At 65.1% G+C, this 25,482-nt stretch carries 25 protein-coding genes; 6 read left to right on the top strand and 19 right to left on the bottom strand.

Annotation, left to right across the window (positions count from 1 at the left end; translation table 11 throughout):
• Positions 1–150 precede the first annotated feature (150 nt).
• From eno to N2L00_RS04035, 12 genes are all read right to left on the bottom strand, one after another.
• Complete coding sequence (gene eno / locus N2L00_RS04090; protein WP_255766953.1) at positions 151–1,437, bottom strand: phosphopyruvate hydratase; 1,287 nt, start codon at positions 1,435–1,437, stop codon at positions 151–153.
• Between the two features lie 170 nt (positions 1,438–1,607).
• A complete protein-coding gene (locus N2L00_RS04085) occupies positions 1,608–2,294 on the bottom strand; it encodes a MazG nucleotide pyrophosphohydrolase domain-containing protein (RefSeq protein ID WP_308219749.1) in 687 nt (228 codons plus the stop codon).
• Positions 2,287–3,426 carry an adenosine deaminase gene (locus N2L00_RS04080; RefSeq protein ID WP_255863477.1) on the bottom strand — a complete coding sequence of 380 codons (1,140 nt, stop codon included), beginning with the start codon at positions 3,424–3,426 and terminating at the stop codon, positions 2,287–2,289. Before N2L00_RS04080 ends, N2L00_RS04085 begins: the two co-directional genes overlap by 8 nt.
• A gap of 19 nt (positions 3,427–3,445) precedes the next feature.
• Positions 3,446–4,114 carry a DedA family protein gene (locus N2L00_RS04075; RefSeq protein ID WP_255863576.1) on the bottom strand — a complete coding sequence of 223 codons (669 nt, stop codon included), beginning with the start codon at positions 4,112–4,114 and terminating at the stop codon, positions 3,446–3,448.
• A gap of 409 nt (positions 4,115–4,523) precedes the next feature.
• Positions 4,524–5,813, bottom strand: coding sequence for a thymidine phosphorylase (locus N2L00_RS04070; protein WP_255863478.1), 1,290 nt, complete (start codon positions 5,811–5,813; stop codon positions 4,524–4,526).
• Between the two features lie 2 nt (positions 5,814–5,815).
• Entirely contained in the window at positions 5,816–6,232 is a 417-nt protein-coding gene (locus N2L00_RS04065) for a cytidine deaminase (RefSeq protein WP_255766950.1), read from the bottom strand.
• Between the two features lie 90 nt (positions 6,233–6,322).
• Positions 6,323–7,612 carry an ABC transporter permease gene (locus N2L00_RS04060; protein WP_255863479.1) on the bottom strand — a complete coding sequence of 430 codons (1,290 nt, stop codon included), beginning with the start codon at positions 7,610–7,612 and terminating at the stop codon, positions 6,323–6,325.
• Positions 7,609–8,958: an ABC transporter permease gene (locus N2L00_RS04055; RefSeq protein ID WP_374676619.1), complete on the bottom strand. Its 1,350-nt coding sequence runs from the start codon at positions 8,956–8,958 to the stop codon at positions 7,609–7,611. The genes N2L00_RS04060 and N2L00_RS04055 overlap by 4 nt, the downstream gene beginning before the upstream one ends.
• Positions 8,955–10,517 carry an ABC transporter ATP-binding protein gene (locus N2L00_RS04050; protein ID WP_255863480.1) on the bottom strand — a complete coding sequence of 521 codons (1,563 nt, stop codon included), beginning with the start codon at positions 10,515–10,517 and terminating at the stop codon, positions 8,955–8,957. Before N2L00_RS04050 ends, N2L00_RS04055 begins: the two co-directional genes overlap by 4 nt.
• A gap of 129 nt (positions 10,518–10,646) precedes the next feature.
• A complete protein-coding gene (locus N2L00_RS04045) occupies positions 10,647–11,735 on the bottom strand; it encodes a BMP family protein (RefSeq protein ID WP_370647059.1) in 1,089 nt (362 codons plus the stop codon).
• Between the two features lie 289 nt (positions 11,736–12,024).
• On the bottom strand, positions 12,025–13,215 hold the full coding sequence (locus N2L00_RS04040; protein ID WP_255766947.1) for an amidohydrolase: 1,191 nt from the start codon (positions 13,213–13,215) through the stop codon (positions 12,025–12,027).
• Positions 13,216–13,315: 100 nt separating this feature from the next.
• On the bottom strand, positions 13,316–14,452 hold the full coding sequence (locus tag N2L00_RS04035; RefSeq protein WP_255766946.1) for a mannose-1-phosphate guanylyltransferase: 1,137 nt from the start codon (positions 14,450–14,452) through the stop codon (positions 13,316–13,318).
• 225 nt (positions 14,453–14,677) lie between these two features.
• Between N2L00_RS04035 and sdhC the strand changes: the two genes are divergently transcribed.
• The 5 genes from sdhC (at position 14,678) to N2L00_RS04010 (ending at position 19,009) form a co-directional block, all read left to right on the top strand.
• Entirely contained in the window at positions 14,678–15,055 is a 378-nt protein-coding gene (gene sdhC, locus N2L00_RS04030; RefSeq protein ID WP_146363726.1) for a succinate dehydrogenase, cytochrome b556 subunit, read from the top strand.
• 6 nt (positions 15,056–15,061) lie between these two features.
• Positions 15,062–15,544, top strand: a complete 483-nt coding sequence (locus N2L00_RS04025; protein WP_227924224.1) for a succinate dehydrogenase hydrophobic membrane anchor subunit — start codon at positions 15,062–15,064, stop codon at positions 15,542–15,544.
• 67 nt (positions 15,545–15,611) lie between these two features.
• On the top strand, positions 15,612–17,378 hold the full coding sequence (gene sdhA / locus N2L00_RS04020) for a succinate dehydrogenase flavoprotein subunit (RefSeq protein WP_255766945.1): 1,767 nt from the start codon (positions 15,612–15,614) through the stop codon (positions 17,376–17,378).
• On the top strand, positions 17,378–18,154 hold the full coding sequence (locus N2L00_RS04015; RefSeq protein ID WP_146363732.1) for a succinate dehydrogenase iron-sulfur subunit: 777 nt from the start codon (positions 17,378–17,380) through the stop codon (positions 18,152–18,154). The genes sdhA and N2L00_RS04015 overlap by 1 nt, the downstream gene beginning before the upstream one ends.
• Positions 18,155–18,232: 78 nt before the next feature.
• Positions 18,233–19,009, top strand: a complete 777-nt coding sequence (locus N2L00_RS04010; protein ID WP_255863481.1) for a S9 family peptidase — start codon at positions 18,233–18,235, stop codon at positions 19,007–19,009.
• Here the strand turns inward: N2L00_RS04010 and N2L00_RS04005 are convergent.
• From N2L00_RS04005 to N2L00_RS03990, 4 genes are all read right to left on the bottom strand, one after another.
• Positions 19,006–19,602, bottom strand: coding sequence for a 2'-5' RNA ligase family protein (locus N2L00_RS04005; RefSeq protein ID WP_370647058.1), 597 nt, complete (start codon positions 19,600–19,602; stop codon positions 19,006–19,008). The two genes, N2L00_RS04010 and N2L00_RS04005, sit on opposite strands and share 4 nt — an antisense overlap.
• A 4-nt stretch (positions 19,603–19,606) precedes the next feature.
• Positions 19,607–20,641 carry a tryptophan--tRNA ligase gene (trpS, locus tag N2L00_RS04000; protein ID WP_255863482.1) on the bottom strand — a complete coding sequence of 345 codons (1,035 nt, stop codon included), beginning with the start codon at positions 20,639–20,641 and terminating at the stop codon, positions 19,607–19,609.
• Between the two features lie 11 nt (positions 20,642–20,652).
• Positions 20,653–21,519, bottom strand: a complete 867-nt coding sequence (locus tag N2L00_RS03995) for an exodeoxyribonuclease III (protein ID WP_255863483.1) — start codon at positions 21,517–21,519, stop codon at positions 20,653–20,655.
• A 95-nt stretch (positions 21,520–21,614) separates the two neighbouring features.
• On the bottom strand, positions 21,615–22,118 hold the full coding sequence (locus N2L00_RS03990; protein WP_255863484.1) for a hypothetical protein: 504 nt from the start codon (positions 22,116–22,118) through the stop codon (positions 21,615–21,617).
• Between the two features lie 112 nt (positions 22,119–22,230).
• On the opposite strand from N2L00_RS03990, the gene N2L00_RS03985 reads away from it, so the two are divergent.
• Positions 22,231–22,752, top strand: coding sequence for an O-acetyl-ADP-ribose deacetylase (locus N2L00_RS03985; RefSeq protein ID WP_255766939.1), 522 nt, complete (start codon positions 22,231–22,233; stop codon positions 22,750–22,752).
• Between the two features lie 7 nt (positions 22,753–22,759).
• Here N2L00_RS03985 and N2L00_RS03980 read toward each other — a convergent pair whose 3' ends face one another.
• From N2L00_RS03980 to N2L00_RS03970, 3 genes are read right to left on the bottom strand one after another with little or no spacing between them, the layout of a single operon-like run.
• On the bottom strand, positions 22,760–23,593 hold the full coding sequence (locus N2L00_RS03980) for an ABC transporter permease (RefSeq protein WP_255766938.1): 834 nt from the start codon (positions 23,591–23,593) through the stop codon (positions 22,760–22,762).
• Complete coding sequence (locus tag N2L00_RS03975; RefSeq protein WP_255863485.1) at positions 23,590–24,483, bottom strand: ABC transporter permease; 894 nt, start codon at positions 24,481–24,483, stop codon at positions 23,590–23,592. The genes N2L00_RS03980 and N2L00_RS03975 overlap by 4 nt, the downstream gene beginning before the upstream one ends.
• Positions 24,476–25,453, bottom strand: a complete 978-nt coding sequence (locus tag N2L00_RS03970) for an ABC transporter ATP-binding protein (RefSeq protein ID WP_255863486.1) — start codon at positions 25,451–25,453, stop codon at positions 24,476–24,478. The genes N2L00_RS03975 and N2L00_RS03970 overlap by 8 nt, the downstream gene beginning before the upstream one ends.
• Positions 25,454–25,482: the final 29 nt, after the last annotated feature.

Below are 25,482 nucleotides of genomic sequence, written 5' to 3'. Positions count from 1 at the left end.
AAATCGGTGCTGTCAAAAAGGCGGGGAAGGCGGTTAAACACAACCGCGGGCGGGTTCCCTCCTATGAGGTTACCCACCCGCGGTGTTTGGAGCCTGTTCCGCAACGCCTACGGTCCCGGAATCGGGCCGGCATCCGCTGCGGCGGTACGGCTACTTGGCGTTGTTGAAGCGCGGGAAGGCGCTGCGCCCTGCGTAGCGTGCGGCGTCGTCCAGCTCCTCTTCGATGCGCAGCAGCTGGTTGTACTTGGCCACGCGCTCGGAACGGGCCGGAGCGCCGGTCTTGATCTGGCCGGCGTTGGTGGCAACGCAGATGTCGGCGATCGTGGTGTCTTCGGTCTCACCCGAGCGGTGGGACGTGATGGTGGTGTAACCGGCGCGCTGGGCCATGGTGATGGCGTCCAGGGTTTCGGACAGGGTGCCGATCTGGTTGACCTTCACCAGCAGCGAGTTGGCGGCGTTGTTCCGGATACCGGTTTCCAGCCGTGACGGGTTGGTGACGAAGAGGTCATCGCCCACAATCTGCACCTTGTCGCCGATGGACGCGGTCAGGGTCTTCCAGCCGTCCCAGTCCTCCTCGTCCAGCGGATCCTCGATGGAGACCAGCGGGTAGTCGCGGACCAGTTCTTCGTAGTAGGCGGACATTTCCGCCGCGGTCCGGTTCTGCCCCTCGAAGACGTACGAGCCGTCCTTGAAGAATTCGGAGGCTGCCACGTCCAGTGCCAGGGCAATGTCGTTGCCCGGTACGTAGCCGGCACGCTCGATGGCTTCGATGATCAGGTCCAGGGCGGCACGGTTGGAGGGCAGGTTCGGAGCGAAGCCGCCTTCATCGCCAAGACCGGTGGAGAGGTTCTTTTCCTTCAGCACGGACTTGAGGTTGTGGTAGACCTCAACGCCCCAGCGCAGGCCCTCGGAGTAGGTCTGGGCGCCCAGGGGAACAATCATGAATTCCTGGATGTCGACGTCGGAATCGGCGTGCGATCCGCCGTTCAGGATGTTCATGAGCGGCACGGGCAGGATGTGCGCGTTGGGACCGCCGAGGTAGCGGTACAGCGGCAGTGCAGCGGATTCGGCGGCGGCACGGGCCACGGCGAGGGAAACGCCGAGGATGGCGTTGGCGCCCAGGCCGGACTTGTTCTCGGTGCCGTCCAGGTCAATCATGGCCTGGTCGATGGCACGCTGGTCGGCGGCGTCGAACCCGAGCAGTGCCGGCTGGATCTGTTCGATCACGGCTTCAACGGCCTGCAGTACGCCCTTGCCCTGGTAGCGGTTCTTCTCACCGTCACGGCGTTCGTTGGCTTCGAAAGCGCCGGTGGAGGCGCCGGAGGGAACAGCCGCGCGGCCGAAGGTGTCGTCGTCGAGCAGCACCTCCACCTCGATGGTGGGGTTGCCGCGGGAATCAAGAATCTCGCGGGCATGGATGGCATCGATGATGGCCATTGAATTGCTCCTGTTCATTGGAACGATTGGGGAGAAAACCGCGTTGCTGCGTGGGCAGCAAGTCACAGTGTCTGCCTCTTAGCCTAATAGAATCACGGCTCCGAGTAAGGTCCGGTGAGCTGAATCACGGACATTGGGGATCTCTTCGGCACAGGCCGGCACCGCCGGAATCAGGTGCCTGCGTCTTCGGCTGTGTACCGGCGGACCGCTGCCCGCAGGGCCGTTTCGGCGTCAAGCCCCTGCTCCGAGGCGCGGCCGACGAGCGAAAACAACACGTCACCGAGCTCGTTTTCATCGGAAAACTCCACAGTGGAGGCTGGCTCCGGTGGCTCCCGGCGTCCGGCACGGCGTGCCCGGGAGAGGGTCTTTGCGGCCAGGAGCAGCGCCGGCAGGCCGGCCGGAATTCCTTCGAACGGCGAGGTCCGGGAGGGCGTCTCGGCTTTCTTCGCCTCGTCCCATGCCTGTTCAATTGCCGCAATACCGGAGTCCCCGCGCTCTTCCCGGAGGCTGCCGTCGGGGCGGAAGACATGCGGGTTGCGGCGGATCATCTTGGCGGTGAGGGAATCGATCACGTCTGCAACGGAAAAGCTGCCGGATTCCTGCTGCAGGCGGGCATGGAGCATCACCTGCAGCAGCACGTCGCCGAGTTCGCCGCGTAGTTCCGCGGCGCGCCCGGGACCGGATGTTCCGCCTTCCACCGCTTCAACGAGCTCGTACGTTTCCTCCACGAGGTACTCGAGCAGGGATTCGTGGGTCAAGGCCCCGGTCCAGGGGCAACGTTCCCGGAGGGCACCGATGACCTCGGCGAGGCGGGTAAACCGCTCGCCGAGGTCATCGGGAAGGGGGATTTCAGCCACGGGCGCGGTTGAATCCCTCGGTGACGTAGGCCGAAAGCGCGGCACGCTCGTCCAGCGGCAGGAACGCCGCGTTGACGGCGTTCATCGTCAGTTCCAGGACATCGTCGAGGTCGTAGTCGAAGGTGTCCATCAGGAGCTCGAACTCGCCGGTGAGCGTCACCGAGCTCATCAGCCGGTTGTCCGTGTTGACGGTGACGGCGAATCCCGTCTGGTAGAGCAGGTCGATCGGGTGGGTTTCGATGTCCTCGCCGAAGGAGGCAACGGCACCGGTCTGCAGGTTCGAGGACGGGCACACCTCCAGGGCAATACCGCGGTCGCGGACCCAGTTGGCCACCCGGCCCATGCTCACGATGCCCACTTCGGGTTCGTCCGGCGTGCCGTTGTCCTCGAATTCGACGTCGATGTCCTCGGCAATCCGCACGCCGTGACCCAGCCGCAGTGCCCGGCCATGTACCAGGGCATCCACGATGCTCTCGATGCCGGCTGCTTCTCCGGCGTGCACCGTGGCCGGGAACTGGTTTTCGGCCAGGTAGGTGAAGGCGTCTTTAAACCGCGAAGCCGGGAAGCCGTCTTCGGCACCGGCGATATCGAAGCCCACGGCGCCGGAGTCGCGGTGCCGCACGGCCAGCTCGGCAATTTCCATCGCACGGTCCGCGTGCCGCATGGCGCTGATCAGCTGGCCCACTTGGATGAAGCTGCCGGCGGCTTCCGCGTTCGCAACGCCTTCTTCGATGCCGGCCTGCACCGCTTCGACGGCTTCGTCCAGGCTCAACCCTGCCTGCACATGCTGTTCCGGCGCCCAGCGGACTTCCGCGTAGACCACTCCGTCAGCTGCGAGGTCTTCGACGAATTCGCGGGCCACCCGCACCAGGCCCTCGCGCGTCTGCATGACGGCGATGGTGTGGTCGAAGGTTTCGAGGTAGCGCTCCAGGGATCCGGAGTCCGCCGAATCGCGGAACCACTCCCCCAGTGCGGCGGGGTCGGTGCTCGGCAGGGTATGGCCGACGGCGGCGGCCAGCTCAATGATGGTGGCCGGACGGAGGCCTCCGTCAAGGTGATCGTGCAGCGATACCTTCGGCAGGCTGCGCACGTCGAGGGAAGAGGATTCGGGGAGGTTTGTAGGCTCAGTCACACGGCAACTCTACGGTGTTTCAGGCGGCCTTCTGCGTGCTCTCGTCGTCATCGGCGTTCGGCATGTCGTCCGCTGCCGCTTGTGTCGTCTCCGCTGCGGAGCCCCGGACCATGGTGATGATGCGGTCGATGACCAGGCCCAGGACAAGGGCACCGGTGACACCCACCGCCACGCCGAGCAGGTGGTGCTCGTTGAACCAGGCACCGGCTATCGCGCCGATGGCCACACTGTAGGCCGCCCAGACAATCCCGGAGATCGCGGTCAGTGAGATGAACCGGCGTCGGGGGAATCCTGTCGCGCCTGCGGTGAGGTTTACTACCACGCGGCCAACCGGGATGAACCGGGCCACGAGGATCAGCGACATGGAGCGTTTGTCGAGTTCATGGCGTGCCCATGTGAAGGAACGGCGCATCTTCGGCGTGCGCATCCAGCGGAACCTTTCGGTCCCGATCCAGCGGCCCAGGAGATAGGCAAGGTTGTCGCCAAGGAACGCTCCCAGTGCTGCTGCGGGAATGATCAGCCAGATATTCACGCCGGCGCCGCTGAGCGCCAGCGATGCCAGCGCGACCACCAGTGACTCGCTGGGCACCGGCGGGAAGAAGCCGTCGATCAGGCAGCAGGCCAGGAGCCCGATGTAGACCCACGGCGAACCCGCTGTGGAGAGGATGAAGTTGTTTATGCCGTCCACTGTGGCACTGAGAACGTCCAACAGCTGCCGCTCCTTGAAATAAGCTACCTAGGTCCTTTACAAGCATGCCACGCAGATACAGCTGCCTGCGGCGAACCTTCCGGGCGACGCGCCCTCCTTCACCCGCCCCGGAGGGACGTGGAGGGCGGGCGTAGAGCACCCCGCCACCTGAGGGACCCGGTCCCTCCGGTCTGCGGAGGGCGGGCGCGGGGCTGGACCGGCGCGCCGGACCCGAAGGGCCGCGGAGGGCCCCGGAGGAAGGCGGCTTTAATATTTCCTGCGAGCTCTGCGAGCACGGAAATTTCGTTGCCGCCGTTCCGGGGCCTGTAGGGCCCGCAGGGCCCGGCACCCCCAGGCACCCCGGCCCCGGCACCCCAGGGCCCCGGAAGCAACGAGGGCCCCGAACCCCCTAGCTGATCCGGTCGATGATCAGCTTCCGGGCCGGACGCGACCCCTCGGGGGCAACGACGACGGCGTCGGCCAGTGCTTCGCGCGCCCGGTCGAACTTTTCGGGGGTGTCGGTCAGCAGCGTCATCAGCGGCTCACCGGCCCGGACGACGGCGCCCGGCTTGGCATGCATAACGACGCCGGCACCGGCCTGGACCGCGTCTTCCTTGCGGGCACGCCCGGCACCAAGGCGCCAAGCTGCAACGCCTACGGAGAGGGCATCGAGTTCCACCAGCACACCGTCGGCGGGCGCGTAGATGGTTTCGGATTCGCGGGCCACCGGAAGCGCAGCATTCGGATCGCCGCCCTGCGCGGAGATCATCCGGCGCCAGACGTCCATGGCACGGCCGTCCTTCAGTGCTGCTTCCGGGTCGGCATCGGGCTGCCCGGCAGCCGTGAGCATCTCCCGGGCCAGGGCCAGGGTGAGTTCCACGACGTCCTCGGGGCCGCCGCCGGCAAGGACGTCCACGGACTCCTGCACCTCGATGGCGTTGCCGGCCGTCAGGCCCAGCGGCGTGGACATGTCGGTCAGCAGGGCCACCGTGTTTACGCCGGCGTCCTTGCCCAGGGCCACCATGGTCTCGGCCAGTTCACGGGCGCGGGCTTCGGTCTTCATGAATGCGCCGCTTCCGACCTTGACGTCGAGCACCAGCGAACCCGTGCCTTCGGCGATCTTCTTGCTCATGATCGAGGAAGCGATCAGCGGGATGGCTTCCACGGTTCCCGTGACGTCGCGCAGCGAGTACAGCTTCTTGTCGGCCGGAGCCAGTCCGGCACCCGCTGCACAGATGACAGCGCCGACGTCGCGCAGCTGGGCCATCAGGGCGTCGTTGGTCAGGGCGGCCTGCCACCCGGGGATGGCTTCGAGCTTGTCCAGGGTGCCGCCGGTGTGGCCCAGCCCGCGGCCGGAGAGCTGCGGGACGGCAACACCGAAAACAGCCACCAGGGGTGCCAGCGGGAGGGTGATCTTGTCCCCCACACCGCCGGTGGAGTGCTTGTCCGAAGTGGGTTTTCCGAGGGAGGAGAAGTCCATCCGCTCCCCCGAATTGATCATGGCGGTGGTCCACCGGGAGATTTCCGCCCGGCTCATGCCGTTGAGCAGGATGGCCATGTTCAGCGCGGCCATCTGTTCGTCCGCGATTGCTCCGCGGGTGTACGCGTCGATGGTCCAGTCAATCTGTTCCGGGCTCAGGGTGCCCCGGTCCCGCTTGATTCCGATGATGTCTACGGCGTCGAACTTTTCAGCGCTCATGTTTATTTGTCCTGCCCTTCGAGGTGCTGCGGTCCAAAAGCATCCGGCAGGACTTCGTCCATGCTTTTGATCCCGCTTACTGTCATCAACTGCATGCCCGGTGCCCGGAATTCGTAGAGCAACTGCCGGCAGCGGCCACACGGCATGAGGACATTGCCGGAGCCGTCCACGCAGGCGAAGGCGGCCAAGCGGCCGCCGCCGGTCATGCGCAGCTGGCTGATCATTGAACATTCTGCGCACAGAGTCAGCCCGTAGGAGGCGTTTTCGATGTTGCAGCCGGAAACGATCCGGCCGTCGTCGGTAAGCGCCGCGGCACCCACCGGATACTTCGAGTAGGGCACGTAGGCGTGGGCCAGGGCCGCGCGTGCGGTTTCCAGGAGCTGGTCCCAGTCCACCTGGCCGGGGGTCGTCTGTGTCATGTCTTCCTTCCAATTGGGTTTCCGGTCCGGTCGGACCGGAAACCAAGAGGGACCTGCCGCCGGCTTCCCGGCAGCAGGTCCCCCTGAGAGCTATCCCTTGATGTAGGGCACGCCGCTGGCAGCCGGTCCGCGGGACTTGCCCACGACGCCGGCCACCGCGAAGATCGTCACTACGTAGGGCAGCATCGACAGGAACTGGCTGGGCACCGGGGTACCCAGCAGGCCCAGGACGTACTGCAGGTTCGTGGCAAAGCCGAACAGCAGGGCCGCGGCTGCGGCACCGAGCGGGTTCCAACGGCCCAGGATGAGGGCCGCGAGGGCAATGTAGCCCTGGCCGCCGGTCATGTCCTGGCCGAAGCTGGAGACCGATACGAGGGTGAAGAACGACCCGCCGACGCCGGCCACCGCGCCGGCGAGCAGCACGTTGGTGAACCGGGTCCGGTTGACGTTGACGCCCAGGGTGTCGGCCGCCTTGGGATGTTCTCCGACTGCACGGGTACGCAGGCCCCAACGGGTGTGGAACAGCCCGAAGTAGACCGCGGCAACAGCGAAGTACATCAGGTAGCCGATCAGCGACTGGTCGAACAGGATCGGTCCGATGATCGGGATGTCTGCCAGGAACGGGATCCGGATGTTCGGCAGGCGCGGCGCCGAGTTCAGTTCCGACGGGTTCGCGCTGAGCACGGTGGAGAAGAGGAAACCGGTGAGGCCGGACACGAGCACGTTCAGCACGACGCCCACGATGACCTGGTTGACCACGTACTTGATGCTGAAGACTGCCAGCACCAGGGAGACGAGCACACCGGCAACGGCTGCTGCCAGCAGACCGACGAAGGCGCTGCCGGAGACAGTGCCGGCCACTGCGGCGGCAAAGGCGCCGAAGAGGAGCTGGCCCTCGATGGCGATGTTGACCACGCCGACGCGCTCACACAGGACGCCCGAGAGCGAACCGAAGATCAGCGGCACGGCCAGGGTGATGCTGCCGGCAAGGAGTCCGTAGAGGGCGATGTTGGGGGTGCCTGCACTGCCGACGGACCAGGAGAGGAACGCCGCCACGAACACGACGCCGAAAATCACCGGGAGCCAGAGCGGCAGGCGCCGCCCCGACCGGACGAGGACGAAGGCCCAGGCAGCGGCCAGGACGAGCACGATTGCGCCTGCCCAGCCGAAAGCCTTGGCGGAGAACACCAGGTCCGGCAGCGTGATGGCCGCCCCGGGGTCGGTCAGTCGGAAGGTGACGTCGGTGGCCGGGGCCCCGAAGGCGAAGAACACCAGGGACAACAGGGCGAGCACGCCCAGCAGGATGGGTGTTTTCCAGCTGCGCACAAGTGTGGCGGGCGCCGGGTTCAGCGCGGGGGTGGTGGTGGTTGCGGTGCTCATGCTGCTCCTCCGGCACTTGCGGCGGGCTTGCGGGCGGAGCGGAAGGCTCCGGGCGGCGGGATCCTGAACAGCGAACGCACCAGCGGCGGGGCCGCGATGAACAGCACGATCAGGGACTGGACCACCAGGACAATGTCGATGCTGGTACCGGTGTTGGTCTGCATGGCGACACCTCCGGCGCGGAAGGCGCCGAAGAGCAGGCCGGCAGCGAAGGTTCCCCACGGCGTCGAACGGCCCAGCAGCGCCACCGTGATGGCGTCAAAGCCGAAGCTGGCAGCCACGTCAGTGGTCAGCACGCGCTCGGTTCCGGAGACCTGGGACACGCCGGCGAGGCCGGACAGGGCGCCGGCGATGAGCATAACCACCACGTAGCCCTTCGTGGTGCTGATGCCGGCGTTTCGGGCGGCGTCGGGGTTGGCGCCCACGGCACGCAGTTCGAACCCGATGGTGGAGCGGTTGAGCAGCCACCATACGAAGACCGTGGCCGCAATCGCCAGGATGAAGCCCCAGTGCAGGCGGAAGTCAGCGCCGAACAGCTTGGGGAACATGGCACTGTCAACCAGCAGCGGGCTGATCGGGTTGTTGCTGCCCTCCCGCTGGAAACCGGGAGTGGTGAGCAGGAATGCCACCAGCTGGATGGCCACGTAGTTGAGCATGATGGTCACGATCACCTCGTGGGCACCCGTGCGGGCCTTCAGCAGGCCTGCAATGCCGCCCCAGATGGCTCCGCCGAGCAGGCCGGCGATGATCACCAGGAGGATGTGCAGCCCTGCGGGCAGCTGCCAGGTGAACCCGACCCACGCCGCCAGTGTGGCGCCGATGATGATCTGGCCCTGCGCACCGATGTTGAACAGGCCGGCACGGAACGCCAGCGCGACGCCGAGGCCGGCGCAGATCAGCGGGGTGGCGGTGGTCAGCGTCTGGGTGAGGGGGTAGATCGCACGGGTGAAGGACTCAGCCTCCAGGTTGATGATCGACCCCTGGAAGAGCGAGTAGTACGCTCCGGCCGCCGCGTCCCAGGCCGCGGCGAAGAAATCGCCGGGACGGTTGAACAGGTAGCCGGCTGCCTCGGTGGCTTCCTCGTTGGTCAGGGCGATCAGCACCCCGCCCACAACCAGGGCCATCAGGACGGCGAGGACGGACACCAGCCCGTTTCCGGTCACGATCCGCTCGAGGACGCCGCGACGGGCGTCCAGCTCCGGCAGGATGGTGCTGCCGACGGCGGCGGCGGGCGGCGCCAGCTGGCCTCCGGCCGTCTCCGCAGCTACTTCGAGGCGTGCCTCGTCGGCAGCCGAAATCTTGCGGTCTGGTGCTGGCCCACCAGTGGTGGACTTTTCCGGGCTCACTGCGCCCCTCCCTCAATAATTGGTGTTTCCTCGGGCGCGGCCTCTCGGGCCAGCGCCTCGTCGGCGGTCATGCCGGCCATCATCAGGCCCAGCACATTCCGCGATGTGCCGCCGGGCACAATGCCCATCAGGCGGCCGCCGTACAGCACGGCAATGCGGTCACCGAGCTCCAGGACCTCGTCCAGTTCGGTGGACACGATCATCACCGGCGTGCCGGCTTCCCGTTCGGCGATGATCCGCCGGTGCAGGAATTCGATTGAACCAACGTCCACCCCGCGGGTGGGCTGGCTGGCGATGAACAGTGAGAGCGGCCGGGACAGTTCCCTGGCCATAACCACCTTCTGCTGGTTGCCGCCGGACAGCGTGCCCGCCGGGGTGGCAGCAGTCTGGGTACGGATATCGAACTCGGTGATCTTTTCCTCGGCGTTGGCGCCGACCACCGCTGGCTTCATCGACAGGCCGCGCGCAAACGGCGGCTCGTCATAGCGGTTGAGGACCAGGTTTTCGGCAACCGAGAAGGTGCCGACCAGTCCGTCCACGTTGCGGTCCTCGGGGACGAAGCCGACACCGGCGTCGATGATCTTGTGGGTCTTCATGCCCACGAGTTCCCGTCCGTCCAGCTTGATGGAGCCGGTCACGTGTTCCTGCAGGCCCATGACCGCTTCGGTGAGCTCGGTCTGGCCGTTGCCCTGCACACCGGCAACGGCAAGGATTTCGCCCTTGGCAATGCCGAAGCTCAGGCCGTTAACCACCGGCTGGCCGCCCGCGGAGACAACCGTGAGGTTCTCCACCCGGAAGGTCTCCTCGCCCGGGACGGCCGGAGCCTTGTCCAGGCTCAGGCTGACCGAGCGGCCCACCATCAGTGCTGCAAGTTCCGTAGTGCCGGCGCTGGGTTCTGCGGAGCCGACTACCTTGCCGCGGCGGATTACCGTGATGACGTCGGAGACGGCCTTGACCTCGCGGAGCTTGTGCGAGATGAAGACGACGCCCTTGCCGTCACTGGTGAGCTGGCGCATGATGCCCAGCAGTTCGTCCGTTTCGCGCGGGGTAAGGACGGCGGTCGGTTCGTCGAGGATCAGGACTTCAGCGTCCCGGATCAGCGCCTTGATGATTTCCACGCGCTGCTGGACGCCGACGGGCAGGTCCTCCACGAGGGCATCGGGGTCGACGTCGAACCCGTACTGGTCCGAGATTTCCCGGATACGGCGGCGGGTTTCGTCCAGGTTCAGCATTCCGGCGAACCGGGTTTTTTCGTTTCCCAGGGCCACGTTCTCGGCCACGGTAAAGACCGGTACGAGCATGAAGTGCTGGTGCACCATGCCGATGCCGGCGGCCATGGCATCCGAGGGGCCGCTGAAGGTTACCGGTCGCCCGTCGATGAGGATCTGTCCCTCGGTCGGCTCGTAGAGGCCGTAGAGGACATTCATCAACGTCGATTTACCGGCGCCGTTCTCGCCGAGCAGGCTATGTACCTGCCCCGGCTCGACCACGAGGTCGATGTGGTCATTGGCTACCAGCGAACCGAATCGCTTGGTGATGCCTTGAAGCTCGAGTTTCACAAAACCCCAACCAATCTGTTCTAAAAAGTGCTGTGTGGGAGGTAGGGCTGTCCGGCACAGACAAACCGCCATGTCCGGCAGTCGCAACTGCGGGGCATGGCGGTTGTCTGAGGGCAGTTCGGTCCGCTGTTACTGCTGCGGGCTGGACTCGGATTCGATCTTGATCTCACCGGAGATGATCTTGGCCTTCAGGTCCTCGACCGCGGACTTGACCTCTTCGGGGACGTTGGCTTCCTGGTCGTGGAACGGTGCCAGGTCGACGCCGCCGTTCTCCAGGGTGCCCACGTACGGCTCGGCGCTGAAGTTGTCTTCGGTGGACTCGGTGATGACGTCCTCGACTGCGTCGCCCATCAGCTTCATGACCGAGGTCAGGATGAATTCCTGACCGATTTCCGCGGTCTCATATCCGTCGGAGTCAACCCAGACCGCGCGGACGTTCTTGCCGCCTTCGTTGGCCTCGACCACGGCTTCCATGGTGCCCAGGCCCACCGGACCGGCGACGGGCATGATGACGTCGGCGCCTTCGTTGATGAAGTTCTGCGTCAGGGTCTTGCCTGCGGCACGGTTGTCGAAGCTGTCGACGAAGGAGTCAGCTCCGAGGAGCTTGACGTCCTTGCCGTTCTCCTTGTTGAAGTACTCAACGCCCTGGGCGAAGCCCTCCATGAAGATGGTGACGGTGGGGATGTTCATGCCGCCGTAGGTAGCGACGGTGCCGGTCTCGGAGGAGCCTGCAGCGACGTAGCCGGCAAGGAAAGCTGCCTGGGCCGTGTCGTAGATGATCGGCTTGACGTTGTCGAGCTCGATGGCGTTGTCATCGACGATCGCGAAGTTCACGTCGGGGTTCGCTTCGGCAGCGGCCTTCGTGGCGTCGGAGAGCAGGAAGCCGACGGTCACGGTCAGGTCGCAGCCGGCCTGGACCATGCTGTCAACGTTGTTCGTGAAGTCGGTGGGCGCCTGGGACTCAGCGTCGCGGGTCTCGATGCCCAGGGAATCCTTCGCCGCCATCAGGCCTTCGTAGCTGGACTGGTTGAAGGAGCGGTCATCCCAGCCACCGGCGTCGGAAACAATGCAGCCGGTGAAGTCGCTGTTGGCTGCCTCGGAGCCGCCTTCTTCCTCTTCCGGTGCAGCACCGCAGCCGGAAAGCAGGAGAGCTGACACGCCGAGCATGGCGGCGGAGACGCCTGCGTTGCGCTTAAAGCTGCGCGGGTAATTCTTCAATGTTCCTCCAGAAAAGAAATGGTTTTCGCCGAACGGTGCCCTTGAAGGTGCAGCGTGTGGCGCAGCGCTCCGTCCGTCGTTGGACCGCAGCAACATAACCATAATGTGTCGGAGGCAACACCAAGTCCAAATCCGGTGCTGGTGGAACATTGTTTACATGTTGTTATCAAACGGGCACTTCCGGCCTGAACCGGGCTGATATGGTCCCGCCCCGTTCACATGCGCAGCGGCAGCCGCTATTGTGTCGCCAAGTTACGCGGGCCCGCAGGTCCGGACGGGCGCCGCTGATTCAGTGCCGCAGGCCCCGGGCGGCGCGGAGGGCGGCCGCCGCCATCACGCTTACGCCGCAGCTGATAGCCCGTTCATCCGGGTTGTAGTCTCCGCGGTGCAGATCGAAGGTTTCCCCGCCCGGCGAACGTGTGCCAAGCCGCATCAGGGCGCCCGGAACCGCCTGCGTCATCCAGGCAAAGTCCTCCCCGCCCATCGACTGCGGGGCCAGCACGACGGCGTCTTCGCCCAGTTCGGCGCGGGCCGCCGCTTCGATCAGGCTGATCTCGGCGTCGGCGTTGATAACCGGGGGAACGCCCCGGATGTGTTCCAGATGCACGTCGACGCCGAACGGCGCCGCGATTTCCCGAACCACCTTGTCCAGCAGCTCTCCGGCGGCATGCCAGGCCTCGGCGTCGAGGCAGCGCATGGTGCCGGCCATGAATCCGTGTCCGGGAATGGCGTTGGGTGCGGAACCTGCGTGCATCTGCCCCCACACCACGGAAACACCGCTGCGCACGTCGATGCGGCGGGAGAGCACGGCCGGAACACTGACGGCAATCTCGGCCAGCGCGAAGACCAGGTCCTCCGTCAGGTGCGGGCGGGAGGTATGCCCGCCGCGGCCGCTGAGTTCGATCCGGATGGTGTCTGACGCCGAGGTAATCGCGCCGATACGGGTGCCTACCTGCCCCACATCCACCCGGGGGTCGCAGTGCAGGGCCAGGACGCGCGGGACACCGTCCAGGGCTCCCTGCTCGATCACCGAGAGGGCGCCTCCCGGCATGACTTCTTCGGCCGGCTGGAAGATAACGCGCACCCGTCCGCCCAGCTGGCCGGCGGCGTCGAACCCTGCGAGCACCTTGGCCACGCCCAGCATCACCGTGGTGTGGATGTCATGGCCGCAGGCATGGGCTATGCCGGTGTTCTCCGAGGCGTACGGCAGCCCGGTCTCCTCCAGCACGGGAAGGGCGTCGATATCCGCCCGGACCGCCAGGCGGACGGGGCCCTCACCGATGTCCACCACAACGCCCGTGTTGTCGAGTCGCTTCGGCGTCAGGCCTGCATGCTCCAGGGCTTCGACAATGCGGTCGGTAGTGCGGAATTCCTTATGCGAGAGCTCGGGATGCGAGTGCAGGTCCCGACGGAACTCGATCAACCCGCCCAGGAGCGGCGCCACGCTCCCCTGTATTGAGGGGATTGGCGAATTGCTCAAAGGGATAGTCTGCACAACCTCAAGGTTAGCCAATTCCGGAGCCAAAACGGGAATGTGCGACGCCGGAAACGACGCTGCGTGACGGTGTTCCGCGGACGGCCTACAGGACGTCGGTGTCGCCGCTGGCCTTCAGGTGTTCCACGGCTTTCTTGACTTCCTGCGCGTGTTCCTTGGTGGTCACCAGCAGGGCGTCGGGTGTGTCCACGATGACGATGTCCTCGATCCCGATCAGCGCAATGACACGCTTGGTATCGGAGACGACTATCCCGGAGGCGTTTTCGGAGTAGACGCGGGCGCCCTCCCCCATCACCGTCAGGTTGCTGTTTTCCGCTGCGGGGTTCAGGCGGCCGATCGCGGCGAAGTCGCCTACATCGTCCCAGCTGAAGGCGCCTGGGATCATTGCGACGTCGCCTGCTGCGGCCGCCGGTTCAGCGACGGCATAGTCAATGGCGATCTTTGGCAGCGTGGGCCAGACCCGACGGACCACTTCGCGGCGGCGGGTGGTGTCCCAGGCGTCGGCGATTTCCATCAGGCCGGCGTAGAGCACCGGCTCATTGGCTTCCAGGTGCTTGAGCATCAGGTCCACCGGGGCCACGAACATTCCGGCGTTCCAGCTGTAGCTGCCGCTGTCCAGGTACGTCTGCGCAACGTCCGCGGACGGTTTCTCCACGAACTCGACCACGGCGCGCGCGGTCGGTGCGCCGGCAACCCGGAGCTGCTCGCCGGCACGGATATAGCCGAATCCGGTGGACGGATGCGTGGGTTCGATGCCGATGGTGACGATATATCCCTGCGCCGCGGTGTGCACGGCTTCCCGGACGGCGGCCTGGAAGACCTCCACGGGGGCAATGACCTGGTCTGCGGCGAAGGATCCCATGATGATCTGCGGATCCCGCTTGTAGAGGATCGCCGCTGCAAGGCCGATCGCTGCGGCCGAATCCTTCGGCTCGAGTTCCAGGACCAGGTTCTTGTTGGAGATTTCGGGCAGCTGCTGCCGCACGGCCTGCCGGTGCACGGCCCCGGTCACCACCATGACGCGGTCTCCGCTGAGCGGGCTGAGGCGCTCGTACGTGGCCCGGATCAGGGTGGACCCCGAACCTGTCAGGTCATGCAGGAACTTGGGTGCGGCCGCACGGGAAAGGGGCCAAAGTCGCGTCCCGACGCCGCCCGCCGGGATGACCCCGTAAAAACGGTCAAGAACGGACGCAGTGTCTGCTTGTGGCTTTTCGTTACTCATCACAGCCAAGATTAGCCCAGCCGGTCGGCGAGCATCAGGAACCACCCCCGATACAGCGTTTGCGCTGCGGGTTCAATGTAATCAGCGTCACACCATAGGCGAACCTAAATTGAAACCCCGGTCACGCAAGCCTAGATTATGGTAGAGCTTATATCGCTGTCGCACCGGCGTCATCACTGCGTGGAACACGCGCTAACGCCGCTGCGATGCAGGGAGGAAAATTCAGTGTCGAAGTTACCAGCAGGCACTCTCTACCGTGGCCGTGAGGGCCAATGGTCGTGGGTTGTGCACCGTATCACCGGCGTGGCGATCTTCTTCTTCCTTTTGGTCCACGTTCTGGATACGTCTTTGGTGCGCGTTTCGCCGGAGGCCTACAACGTGGTGATCGAATCCTACAAGAACCCGATTATGGGCCTCGGCGAGCTTGGTCTCGTTGCGGCCATTGTGTTCCATGCCTTCAACGGCCTGCGTGTAGTCCTGATCGACTTCTGGAAGAAGGGGCCGAAGTACCAGCGCCAGATGCTCTGGGGCGTTGTTGCCCTTTGGGCCGTTACGGTTATCGGCTTCTCTATTCGCCACCTGCCCAACGTCTTCGGGGGTTAATAACCAATGAGCACATCTACTAACGAAGCGCACGCCCTCGAAGCACCCCGTTCAGGACGCATCGCCCCGCGCTACACGCGCAATTCATCGGGCCGCGGCAACTTTGAAATGCTTGCGTGGCTGTTCATGCGCGTCTCCGGCGTCATCCTTGTTGTCCTGATCTTCACGCACCTGTTCATGAACCTGGTCCTGGGCGACGGCATCCATGCCGTCGACTTCGGCTTCGTTGCCGGCAAGTGGGCGAGCCCGCTGTGGCAGGTCTGGGACCTGGTCATGCTGTGGCTGGCTATGCTGCACGGCACCAACGGCGTCCGCGTCATCATCAACGACTACGCAGACAAGAAGGCCACGCGCATGTGGCTCAAGACTGTCCTCTATGTCGCGACCTTCGTGATCATCGTGCTCGGCACCCTGGTGATCTTCACCTTTGACCCCTGCCTTGCAGGCGCCTCGGCTGAGACGCTCCAGGAGTTCTGCGGCGCCAGCTAAGGCCGGCGCAGGACAACCAGGGTACGCCCACGAATTTCTAGTAGTTTCAACAGAAAGAGCATCTGCTATGCAGGTCCATAAGTACGACGTCGTCATCGTCGGCGCAGGCGGCGCCGGTATGCGTGCCGCCATCGAATCAGGTCAGCGCGCACGTACGGCGGTACTGACCAAGCTGTACCCCACCCGCTCCCACACCGGTGCGGCACAGGGCGGCATGTGCGCGGCCCTGGCCAATGTCGAAGAAGACAACTGGGAATGGCACACCTTCGACACCGTCAAGGGCGGTGACTACCTGGTGGACCAGGATGCAGCCGAGGTCATGGCCAAGGAAGCCATTGACGCCGTGCTGGACCTGGAAAAGATGGGCCTGCCGTTCAACCGCACGCCCGAAGGACGCATCGACCAGCGCCGCTTCGGCGGGCACACCCGTGACCACGGCAAGGCACCGGTACGCCGTGCGTGCTACGCCGCAGACCGCACGGGACACATGATCCTGCAGACGCTCTACCAAAACTGCGTCAAGCACAACGTTGAGTTCTACAACGAGTACTACGTCCTGGACCTCATCACCGTCGTCGACCTCGACGGCCAGAAGCGGGTAGCGGGCGTCATTTCCTATGACCTCGCCACCGGCGAGCTGCACATCTTCCAGGCCAAGTCCGTCGTGTTCGCCTCCGGCGGCGCCGGCAAGGTCTACAAGACCACGTCCAACGCACACACCCTCACCGGTGACGGCATGGGCATCGCCTTCCGCCGGGGCATTCCCCTGGAGGACATGGAGTTCATCCAGTTCCACCCGACCGGCCTGGCCGGACTGGGCATCCTCCTCTCCGAGGCCGCCCGCGGCGAAGGTGCCATCCTCCGCAACTCCGAGGGTGAGCGCTTCATGGAGCGCTACGCCCCGACCATCAAGGACCTGGCGCCGCGCGACATCGTGGCCCGTTCCATGGCCAACGAGGTACGCGAAGGACGCGGCTGCGGCCCGAACAAGGACTACGTCCTGCTGGACCTGACGCACCTGGAACCGGCGCACATCGACGCGAAGCTTCCGGACATCACCGAGTTTGCCCGCACCTACCTCGGTGTGGAGCCCTACACCGAACCGGTGCCGGTGTTCCCGACGGCTCACTACGTGATGGGCGGCATTCCGACCAACATCAAGGCCGAGGTACTCCAGGACAACGACACGGTGATCCCCGGGCTGTACGCGGCCGGCGAAGTCGCCTGCGTGTCCGTGCACGGCTCCAACCGTCTGGGCACCAACTCGCTGCTGGACATCAACGTCTTCGGCAAGCGGGCCGGCATCTACGCTGCCGAATACGCCCTGACCGCCGATTTCGTCGACCTGCCGGAGAACTCCGAACTGGACACGGTCAATCTGCTGGACCACGTCCGCAATTCGGAAGGCACCGAGCGTGTCTCCGAAATCCGCCGGGACCTGCAGAACACCATGGATGCCAACATGCAGGTGTTCCGCACTGCGGAGACCATCCAGCAGGTCCTGACGGACATCGCTTCCTTCGAGGAGCGTTACCAGAAAATCAGCGTCCAGGATAAGGGCAAGCGCTTCAACCTCGACCTCCTCGAGGCCGTGGAGCTGGGCTTCCTCCTGGAACTGGCGAAGGTCATGAGCGTTGCCGCCCTGCACCGCACCGAATCCCGCGGCGGACACTTCCGCGAGGACTTCCCGGAGCGCGACGACGAGAACTTCATGAAGCATTCCATGGCCTACAAGGTTGACGAAGCCGAGAATGCCGAGCACACCGCCGGCATTCGGCTGGACACCAAGCCGGTCATTTTCACGCGCTACGAGCCGATGGTGAGGAAGTACTAATGACAACCGAAATCGCCGAGCCGGCCTCGAAGGTAGAGCTCCCCGAGTCAGTCGGCGGAGAGATCCCCTCGTTTGAGATCACCCTGAAGGTCCGCCGCTACAACCCCGAGGTTTCCGACGAAGCCTACTGGGATGAGTGGAAGCTGACCATGTACGGCACGGACCGCGTGCTGGACGCACTGCACAAGGTCAAGTGGGAGCACGACGGCTCGGTTTCGTTCCGCCGTTCCTGCGCCCACGGTGTCTGCGGCTCCGATGCCATGCGCATCAACGGCCGCAACCGCCTGGCCTGCAAGACCCTGCTGAAGGACCTGGACACGTCCAAGCCCATCCTCGTCGAGCCCATCAAGGGCCTGCCGGTGGAAAAGGACCTGATCGTGGACATGGAGCCGTTCTTCCAGTCCTACCGCGAGATCATGCCGTTCCTGGTGACCAAGGGCCACGAGCCCACGAAGGAACGCCTGCAGTCCGCCGAGGACCGTGAGCGCTTCGACGACACCACCAAGTGCATCCTCTGCGCCGCGTGCACGTCCTCCTGCCCCGTCTTCTGGACCGACGGCCAGTACTTCGGCCCGGCGGCAATCGTGAACGCGCACCGCTTCATCTTCGATTCGCGTGACGACGCCGGAGATATGCGCCTGGAGATCCTGAACGACAAGGAAGGCGTGTGGCGCTGCCGCACCACCTTCAACTGCTCGGAAGCATGCCCCCGCGGCATCCAGGTCACCAAGGCCATTTCAGAGGTCAAGCAGGCCATCCTGGCCCGTTCCCTCTAAGTACTTCCCTGCGCAAGGCGCCGGTAAGCGGATTTCCCCGCTTACCGGCGCCTTTTGCGTACTCGATAGAGTTGCTCCATGCCTTCGTTTGAATCTGTGTCCTTTTCCGGCGTCAACGGGACCACGCTCTCCGGAACCCTCGATGTCCCCGACGGCGGTGCCCGCGCCTGGGCGGTCTTTTGCCACGGCTTCACGCTGGGAAAGAACAGCGCCGCGGCCTCCCGGATTTCCAAGGCCCTGGCCGGCCACGGCATCGGGGTGCTCCGCTACGACGCCGCGGGGCTGGGCAGCTCCACCGGCAGGTGGGAAGACGGCAGCTTCAGCACCAAGGTGGCAGATGTGCTCAGTGCCTGCGGCTTCATGGCGGATACCGGCCGCCCGGTCTCCCTGCTGGTCGGACATTCGCTCGGCGGCGCGGCCGTCCTGGCGGCCGCTTCACGGGTTCCCGGACTGGACGCCGTCGCCACCATTGCCGCGCCCTTCCGTCCCTCACATGTAGTCCACCTCTTTGAATCGGAGCTGGACCGGATCCACGAAGAGGGTTCGGCAGCCGTGGATCTGGGCGGCGGGGAACTGGAAATCCGCCGCCACCTGATTGAGGACCTGCGCGGCCATGACCTCACGGACAGCATCAAGGAGCTGCACCTGCCCCTGCTGGTGATGCACTCCCCCACCGACAACACCGTGGGCATCGACAACGCGAGCGAGATCTTCCGGACGGCACGGCATCCCCGGAATTTCATTTCGCTGGAAGGCAGCGACCATCTGATGGTGGACCGGGCCCAGACAGCGCGTGCAGCGGCAATCATCGCCGCGTGGGCCGGCACCTATCTTGATCTGGGCAGGGAGTCCTAGTCCGGCTGTTTCCCGGATCCGAGCCGGACGTGCTCCTGCAGCTTCCACAGGCCGGTGGCATCGTGCTCGTAAAGGCCAACGCAATCCACCGTAAAACCTGCGGAATAGCGGTCCAGCCGGCGGACGGCTTCGTCCATGCTCTGCTCGCTGACATCGTGCGCCACCGTAACGTGCGGGTGGAACGGGAAGGCCAGGTCCCGGGCCAGCGGGCCGCTCTGGAGCTCCTTATGCAGCGCCGTGCACTCGTCAAAGCCCTCCTCGACGTTCAGGAAGACCACCGGCGAAACCGGCCGGAAGGTGGCGGTCCCCTCCAGCGTCACCCGGAACGGTTCCTGCGCCGCGGCGACCTTGCGCACATGCCGCAACGTCGCTTCCCAGTCATCCGTTTCCGTCGTCGTGACCAAGGTGATGTGGGCAGGGATCAGTGCCGCCATGGGATCCCCGAAGGATGCCCGTGCCGCCTTCAGCTCGCTCGCCATCGGCTCCGGAACCGCAATCACGATCCCCACGCAGCGCGCATCGCATTGAGGAGCGTGGCTGCCGTTCATGCTGCCTGCTGCCATGGCCTGGTCGTAGGATTCGGAGATTCTCATGGGATTACGCGGTAACGCTGCCCAGCGGCAGGAAGCCGACCTTGTTGTACACGTCCGCGAGGGTCGCCGAAGCCGATTCCCGCGCCTTGGCGGCACCCACTGCGAGCAGGCGGTCCAGCTCGGCCGGATCGTCCAGCAGGTGCAGGGCACGTTCACGGATGGGCCGGATGTGTTCGGTGACGACCTCCGCGAGGTCCACCTTCAGGTGTCCGTACATCTTCCCCTCGTACTCCTTCTCCAGTGTTTCGACGCTGCGTCCGCTGATCAGGGAGTAGATGGACAGCAGGTTCGAAACCCCGGGCTTGGCGTCCCGGTCGAAGCGGATCTCGCTGCCGTCGTCGGTCACGGCCGATTTGATCCGCTTGGCTATGACCTTGTCCTCATCGAGGAGGTTGATCAGGCCTGCCGGCGATGCGGCGGACTTGGACATCTTCGCCGAAGGGTTCTGCAGGTCGTAGATCTTTGCTGCTTCTTTTTGGATAAAGACCTCGGGCACCACGAAGGTCTCGCCGAACCGGGTATTGAACCGCTTGGCGAGGTCCCGGCTCAGCTCCACGTGCTGCCGCTGGTCTTCGCCCACGGGCACGCCGTGCGGCTGGTAGAGCAGGATGTCGGCCACCTGCAGGATCGGGTAGGTGAACAATCCGACGCTGGCCGAATCCGAGCCGAAGCGCTGCTGCTTGTCCTTGAACTGCGTCATGCGGGAGGCCTCGCCGAATCCGGTGAGGCAGTTCAGCACCCAGGCCAGCTGGGCGTGCTCGGGCACCTGGGACTGTACGAACAGGGTGGCCTTGTCGACGTCGACGCCGCCCGCGATGTACTGGGCAGCGGTGACGCGGGTGCGCTTGCGCAGGTCCGCGGGATCCTGGGGCACCGTGATGGCGTGCAGGTCCGGGATGAAGAAGTAGGCGTCGTATTCGTCCTGGAGCCGTACCCAGTTCACCAAGGCGCCGAGGTAGTTGCCCAGATGCAGGGAATCCGCGGACGGCTGCATCCCCGAGAGGATGCGCCGGCGGCTGCTGGAAGACTCAGATGTCATGGAGGAAACCCTTAGAACTGGTAGTCGATCACTACTGGAGCGTGGTCTGAGAAGCGCGAGTCGTACGTGGGGGCACGGTCGACGACGGCGGTGACGGCGCGTGCCGCCAGCTCCGGCGTGGCCATGTGGTAATCGATCCGCCAACCGGAGTCATTGTCGAACGCCTGTCCGCGCCAGCTCCACCAGGTGTAGGGTCCGTTGACCTCGCCGGCCAGGGACCGGTGGACGTCGGTGTAACCGATCTCTTCGCCGAAGAAGCGGTCAAAGTAGGCACGTTCCTCGGGCAGGAAACCTGCGCGCTTGACGTTGCCCTTCCAGTTCTTGATGTCCAGGGGCGTGTGTCCCACATTCAGGTCCCCCACCACCAGCACGAAGTCGCTCGTCTGTGCCAGGGCCGGAAGCCGGGCGGCCATCGTGTCGAGGAAGCGGTACTTGTCCACCTGCTTGGGCGTATCCACCTCGCCGGAATGGACGTAGGCGCTGACGACGGTGAGGATCTTCTCTTCTCCCGCGACGGCAACCTTGAAGTCCGCCTCCACCCAGCGGCCCGAACGTGCGAAGTACTCGTCGCCGATGTGTTCCCGGACGGCCACGGGCTCCGTGCGGGAGGCGATGGCAACACCGGCACGGCCCTTTGCATCGAGGCATTCGGCGTGCTGGACGTGCCAGGTATCACCGAGCAGGTCCTTCAGGATCGCGTCGGGGGCGCGCACCTCCTGCAGGCACAGGATGTCCACATCGCGTCCTGCCAGCCAATCGGCCATGCCCCGCTTGTAGGCGGCGCGGATGCCGTTGACGTTCACGGACGCAATGCGCAGCGTTTCCCCGGAACTGTCCACAGTCCCTGTTGATGCCGTCCCTGTTGATGCCGAACTCACGCGAATAACCATACTCCTCAGTAGCTGTTCATCCCGAAACGGCCGTCCCCGGCACGCCGCGTCGATGCGGCGCTTCCGGAAGCGGCAGGCGGGAACTAGTCGACTACGGTGCCTTCGACGGACCCGCCGTCGTCCTTCTTGATCATGCCACGGCCGTTGTGCGCCGTGATCTCGATGGTCTCCAGCGCGCGGTCCACCATTTCGCGGTCAGTGTCCAGGTTTTGGGCAATGACATTCGCCTGGACCTGGATGATCTTGAAGCTGTGGTCCAGTTTCTGGTCGCGCACAGTAGTGCTTTCGTCGACAATCTGGACGCCGCCCCGGGGAGCAAGGCCGGCAGTGGCTTCGGCGAGCTTTGCGGTGGCCTTGCGCGTGGCACTCCGAACGGAGAACACAACGAACGTAGCGAGGAACAGCCAGCCGAGGGACACAATAACCACTATCCAACCGATGACGTCATTCTGGTTGGCGGCGAAAACCACTGCCACCAGGAAGACAATGAGCATCACGACGATGCCCGTAGAGCCCATCTTGCGGCTAATGCCGCGGCCGGGCGAGGACGAGGACGACGGCATCTGGCCGTTTCGGATCGACTGCATGGTTTTATTCTCTCAAACTCGGACAGGTGCCCGGTGCCGCGTTCGCTCTGCGCTGGTGCCTGCCTCCCCCCGGCGGTGGAAAACGGGGCAGCTGCAGTGGCAGACTGGCTCGATGCAGATCACGATCGCCACCGGTGACATCACCACCCGGGATACCGACGTCGTCGTCAATGCCGCCAACTCATCGCTGCTGGGCGGCGGCGGGGTGGACGGCGCCATCCACCGCGCGGCAGGCCCGCAGCTCCTGGCAGCCTGCCGGGAGCTGCGGAAAACATCACTGCCGCAGGGACTGCCCACCGGCCGGTCCGTCGCTACCGAGGCGTTCAACCTGCCGGCCCGGTGGGTGGTGCACACCGTGGGACCCAACGCCGGGGCAGGGGAAACGGACCCGGAGCTGCTGAGGTCATGTTTCCGCACTGCCCTGGCCGCGGCCGAGGACCTGGGCGCCGAGAGCATTTCCTTTCCCGCCGTCAGCGCCGGCATTTACGGCTGGGACCCGGAGACCGTGGCCGGGATCGGGCTGCAGGAGCTCCTGGACCACACCCCGGGGACGTTGAAGCGCGCGGAGTTCGTGCTGTTCAACGACCGCCTGGCCGGAATCTTCGCCCGCAAGTATGAGCAGCTGGCCGGCTGACCGGCAGTTATTTCAGGAACAGCGCCCGGAGCCTATGAGTGGTAAGGGTCAGGCCCAGCACAATCATCACCACGAAGTAGAGCAAGTGCCCTGCCGTCCCCCAGCTGAAGATGCCGACGCTGATCTGCCGGAGCAGTTCCACGCCGTGCCAGAGCGGCAGCGCCTGGATCACGGACTGCACCGCCTCGGGGTAGACGCTCAGCGGGTAGAAGGTGGCAGAGAGCAGGAACATGGGCAGCATGAGCATTTGGATCCAGTCCATTTGCTGGAACGTCTTCATGTAACTGGTCACGGCCATCCCGAAGGAGGCGAAGCCGAACGCGATCACCACGGCTGCCGGAATCATCAGCAGCGCCCAGGGCGAGGTGATCAGTCCCATGGCGCCCATCACGGCGGTAAAGCCGGTGGCGTAGAGGGCACCGCGGAGCAGGGCCAGGAAGATCTCCCCCATCGCGACGTCCAGCGGACCCAGCGGCGTCGAGAGCATGCCCTCATAGAGGCGGGCGTAGTTGAGCTTGAAGAACACGTTCATGGTGGAGTCATACACCGCGCCGTTCATCGCGGAGACTGCCAGCAGCGCCGGTGCAATGAAGTTGGCATACTCCATTTCCTGCCCGCCCGGGCCGGTGACCGCCCCCACCAGGGCACCCAGGCCGATGCCCATGGCTACCAGGTACAGCACCGGTTCGACGAACCCGCTGACCATGATGCTCCAGTTGGTGCCCCACGTGGCCTTGAGCCCGCGGGCAATCACGGCACGGATGTTCCGCCCGTACAGCGAGCCGAGGAACCGGTCCTGCGGTACAAGCATCGTGGGCGCCGTGCGGTTTTCGATGCTCATCCGTCGAGCCTCCTCGTGAAGTTCCGCCGGGCCAGCTGCAGCCCGCCGAGGGTTAGGACCAGCAGGTACACCACGTGGACTACGGTCATGGCTGCCGGTTCCGGGTGCCCGTAGCTGAGCACCCGGCCCAGTTCAGTGGAATGCCAGAGCGGTGAGATCCAGCCGATCCAGCGGACGGCCAGCGGCAGCGACTCCAGCGGAAAGAAGGTGCCGGAGAACAGGAACAACGGCATCACGATGAACCGCTGGACCAAGGCGAACTGCCCCTTGTCCTCTTTCAGGGTGGCGCTGAAGGCCATCAGCGGCATCCCGAAGGCCAGTCCGGCCAGCAGCGCGGTGAAGATCATCAGCCAGCCGGTTGCGGGCTGCGCAACCGCACCGAAGAGCACCAGGAACAGGTAGTAGATGCCTGTGGTCAGCAGGATGCGGACGGTCAGTCCCAGGACATGTCCGACGGCAATCTGCCCGCTGGAGAGCGGGGAGGCATTGGGTCCGTAGTAGGTGCGGTGCCATTTGAACCCGCCCATGACGGTGTAGGTGTTTTCCTCGCTGGAGACCATCAGGGCGGCGGTTGCCACGAGGGCCGGTCCCAGGAACATCAGGTAGGACACCGTCGAGCCGTTGGCGCCCGGGAAACCCGCATTCGAGTTCCCGTCGATCAGCACTGCCAGGCCCGTGCCCATGCCCAGCAGGTAGACCAGCGGCGTGCCAATGGCGGTCATCAGCACGGTCCCCTGGTAGCCCCGCATCCGCCGGACCCACATGTCTGCGTAGTAGAAGGAGCCGAAGCGCCGCGCCCTGGCGGCGGTTTGGCGCGGGGTCAGCGGCGACCGCAGCCCGAGCACCTCATGGCGCTGGACGCCGGGGTCGGCGGCTTCGGGCTTACTCAACGAGGCTCCTGCCCGTCAGGCGGAGGAACACGTCTTCCAGCGAGGAGCGGCGCACCAGCGACGTGATGGGCCGCAGCCCCCGGCTCGTGACGGCTTCCAGCGCGGCTTCGCCGTCGTCTGCGTAGATCAGTACCCGGTCCGGGAGGGTCTCCAGCCGCTCGCCGATTCCCTCAAGCTCGCCGGCCACAGTGGTGTTCCGCTCGGATCCGAACCGCAGCTCCACCACCTCGCGGGTGGAGTACTCGCGGATCAGGGCGGCCGGGGAACCCTCGGCCATGATGGCCCCCTTGTCCACCACGATCAGCCGGTCGCACAGCTGCTCCGCCTCGTCCATGTAGTGGGTGGTGAGGATCAGCGTGACGCCGGCTTCCTTGAGCCGGAACAACCGGTCCCAGAGGATGTGCCGGGCCTGCGGATCCAGTCCGGTGGTCGGCTCGTCCAACAGCAGGATCTTCGGGTCATTGATCAGGGACCGGGCAATGGTCAGGCGCCGCTTCATTCCCCCGGAGAGGGACTCCACGCGGGCCTTGGCCTTGTCCGTGAGCTGCGCGAATTCCAGCAGTTCGTCTGCCTTGGGCTGCAGGTAGCTCTTGGGCAGGCCGAAGTAGCGGCCGTAGGCTATGAGGTTGTCCCGCACACGCAGGTCCTCGTCCAGGTTGTCCTGCTGGGGCACAACGCCCAGGTGGGCGCGGACTTCGGGGCCGTACCGGTTCGGATCCAGGCCCATAATGCTCAGGTCTCCGGCGGTGCGCTGGGAGACGCCGCCGATCATCTTCATGGTGGTGGATTTCCCGGCGCCGTTGGGCCCGAGCAGCCCGAAGGACTCCCCCGGCGGGACGTTGAAGGAGATGCCGTTGACGGCGGTGAAATCACCGTAGGACTTGGTCAGGTTCCGTGCGGAAATGACAAAGTCGGAGCGGGTTTCGGGGACGGTTTTGCTTGATGTGATCTGCGACACTTGAGACAGCATAGTGGACGCAGGACGGGGCCGGCGCATGT

This window comes from Arthrobacter sp. zg-Y1171 (genome assembly GCF_025244845.1).
In the GTDB taxonomy this organism is placed as follows: Bacteria; Actinomycetota; Actinomycetes; order Actinomycetales; family Micrococcaceae; genus Arthrobacter_B.
This window is presented reverse-complemented; position numbering and strand designations above follow the sequence as displayed.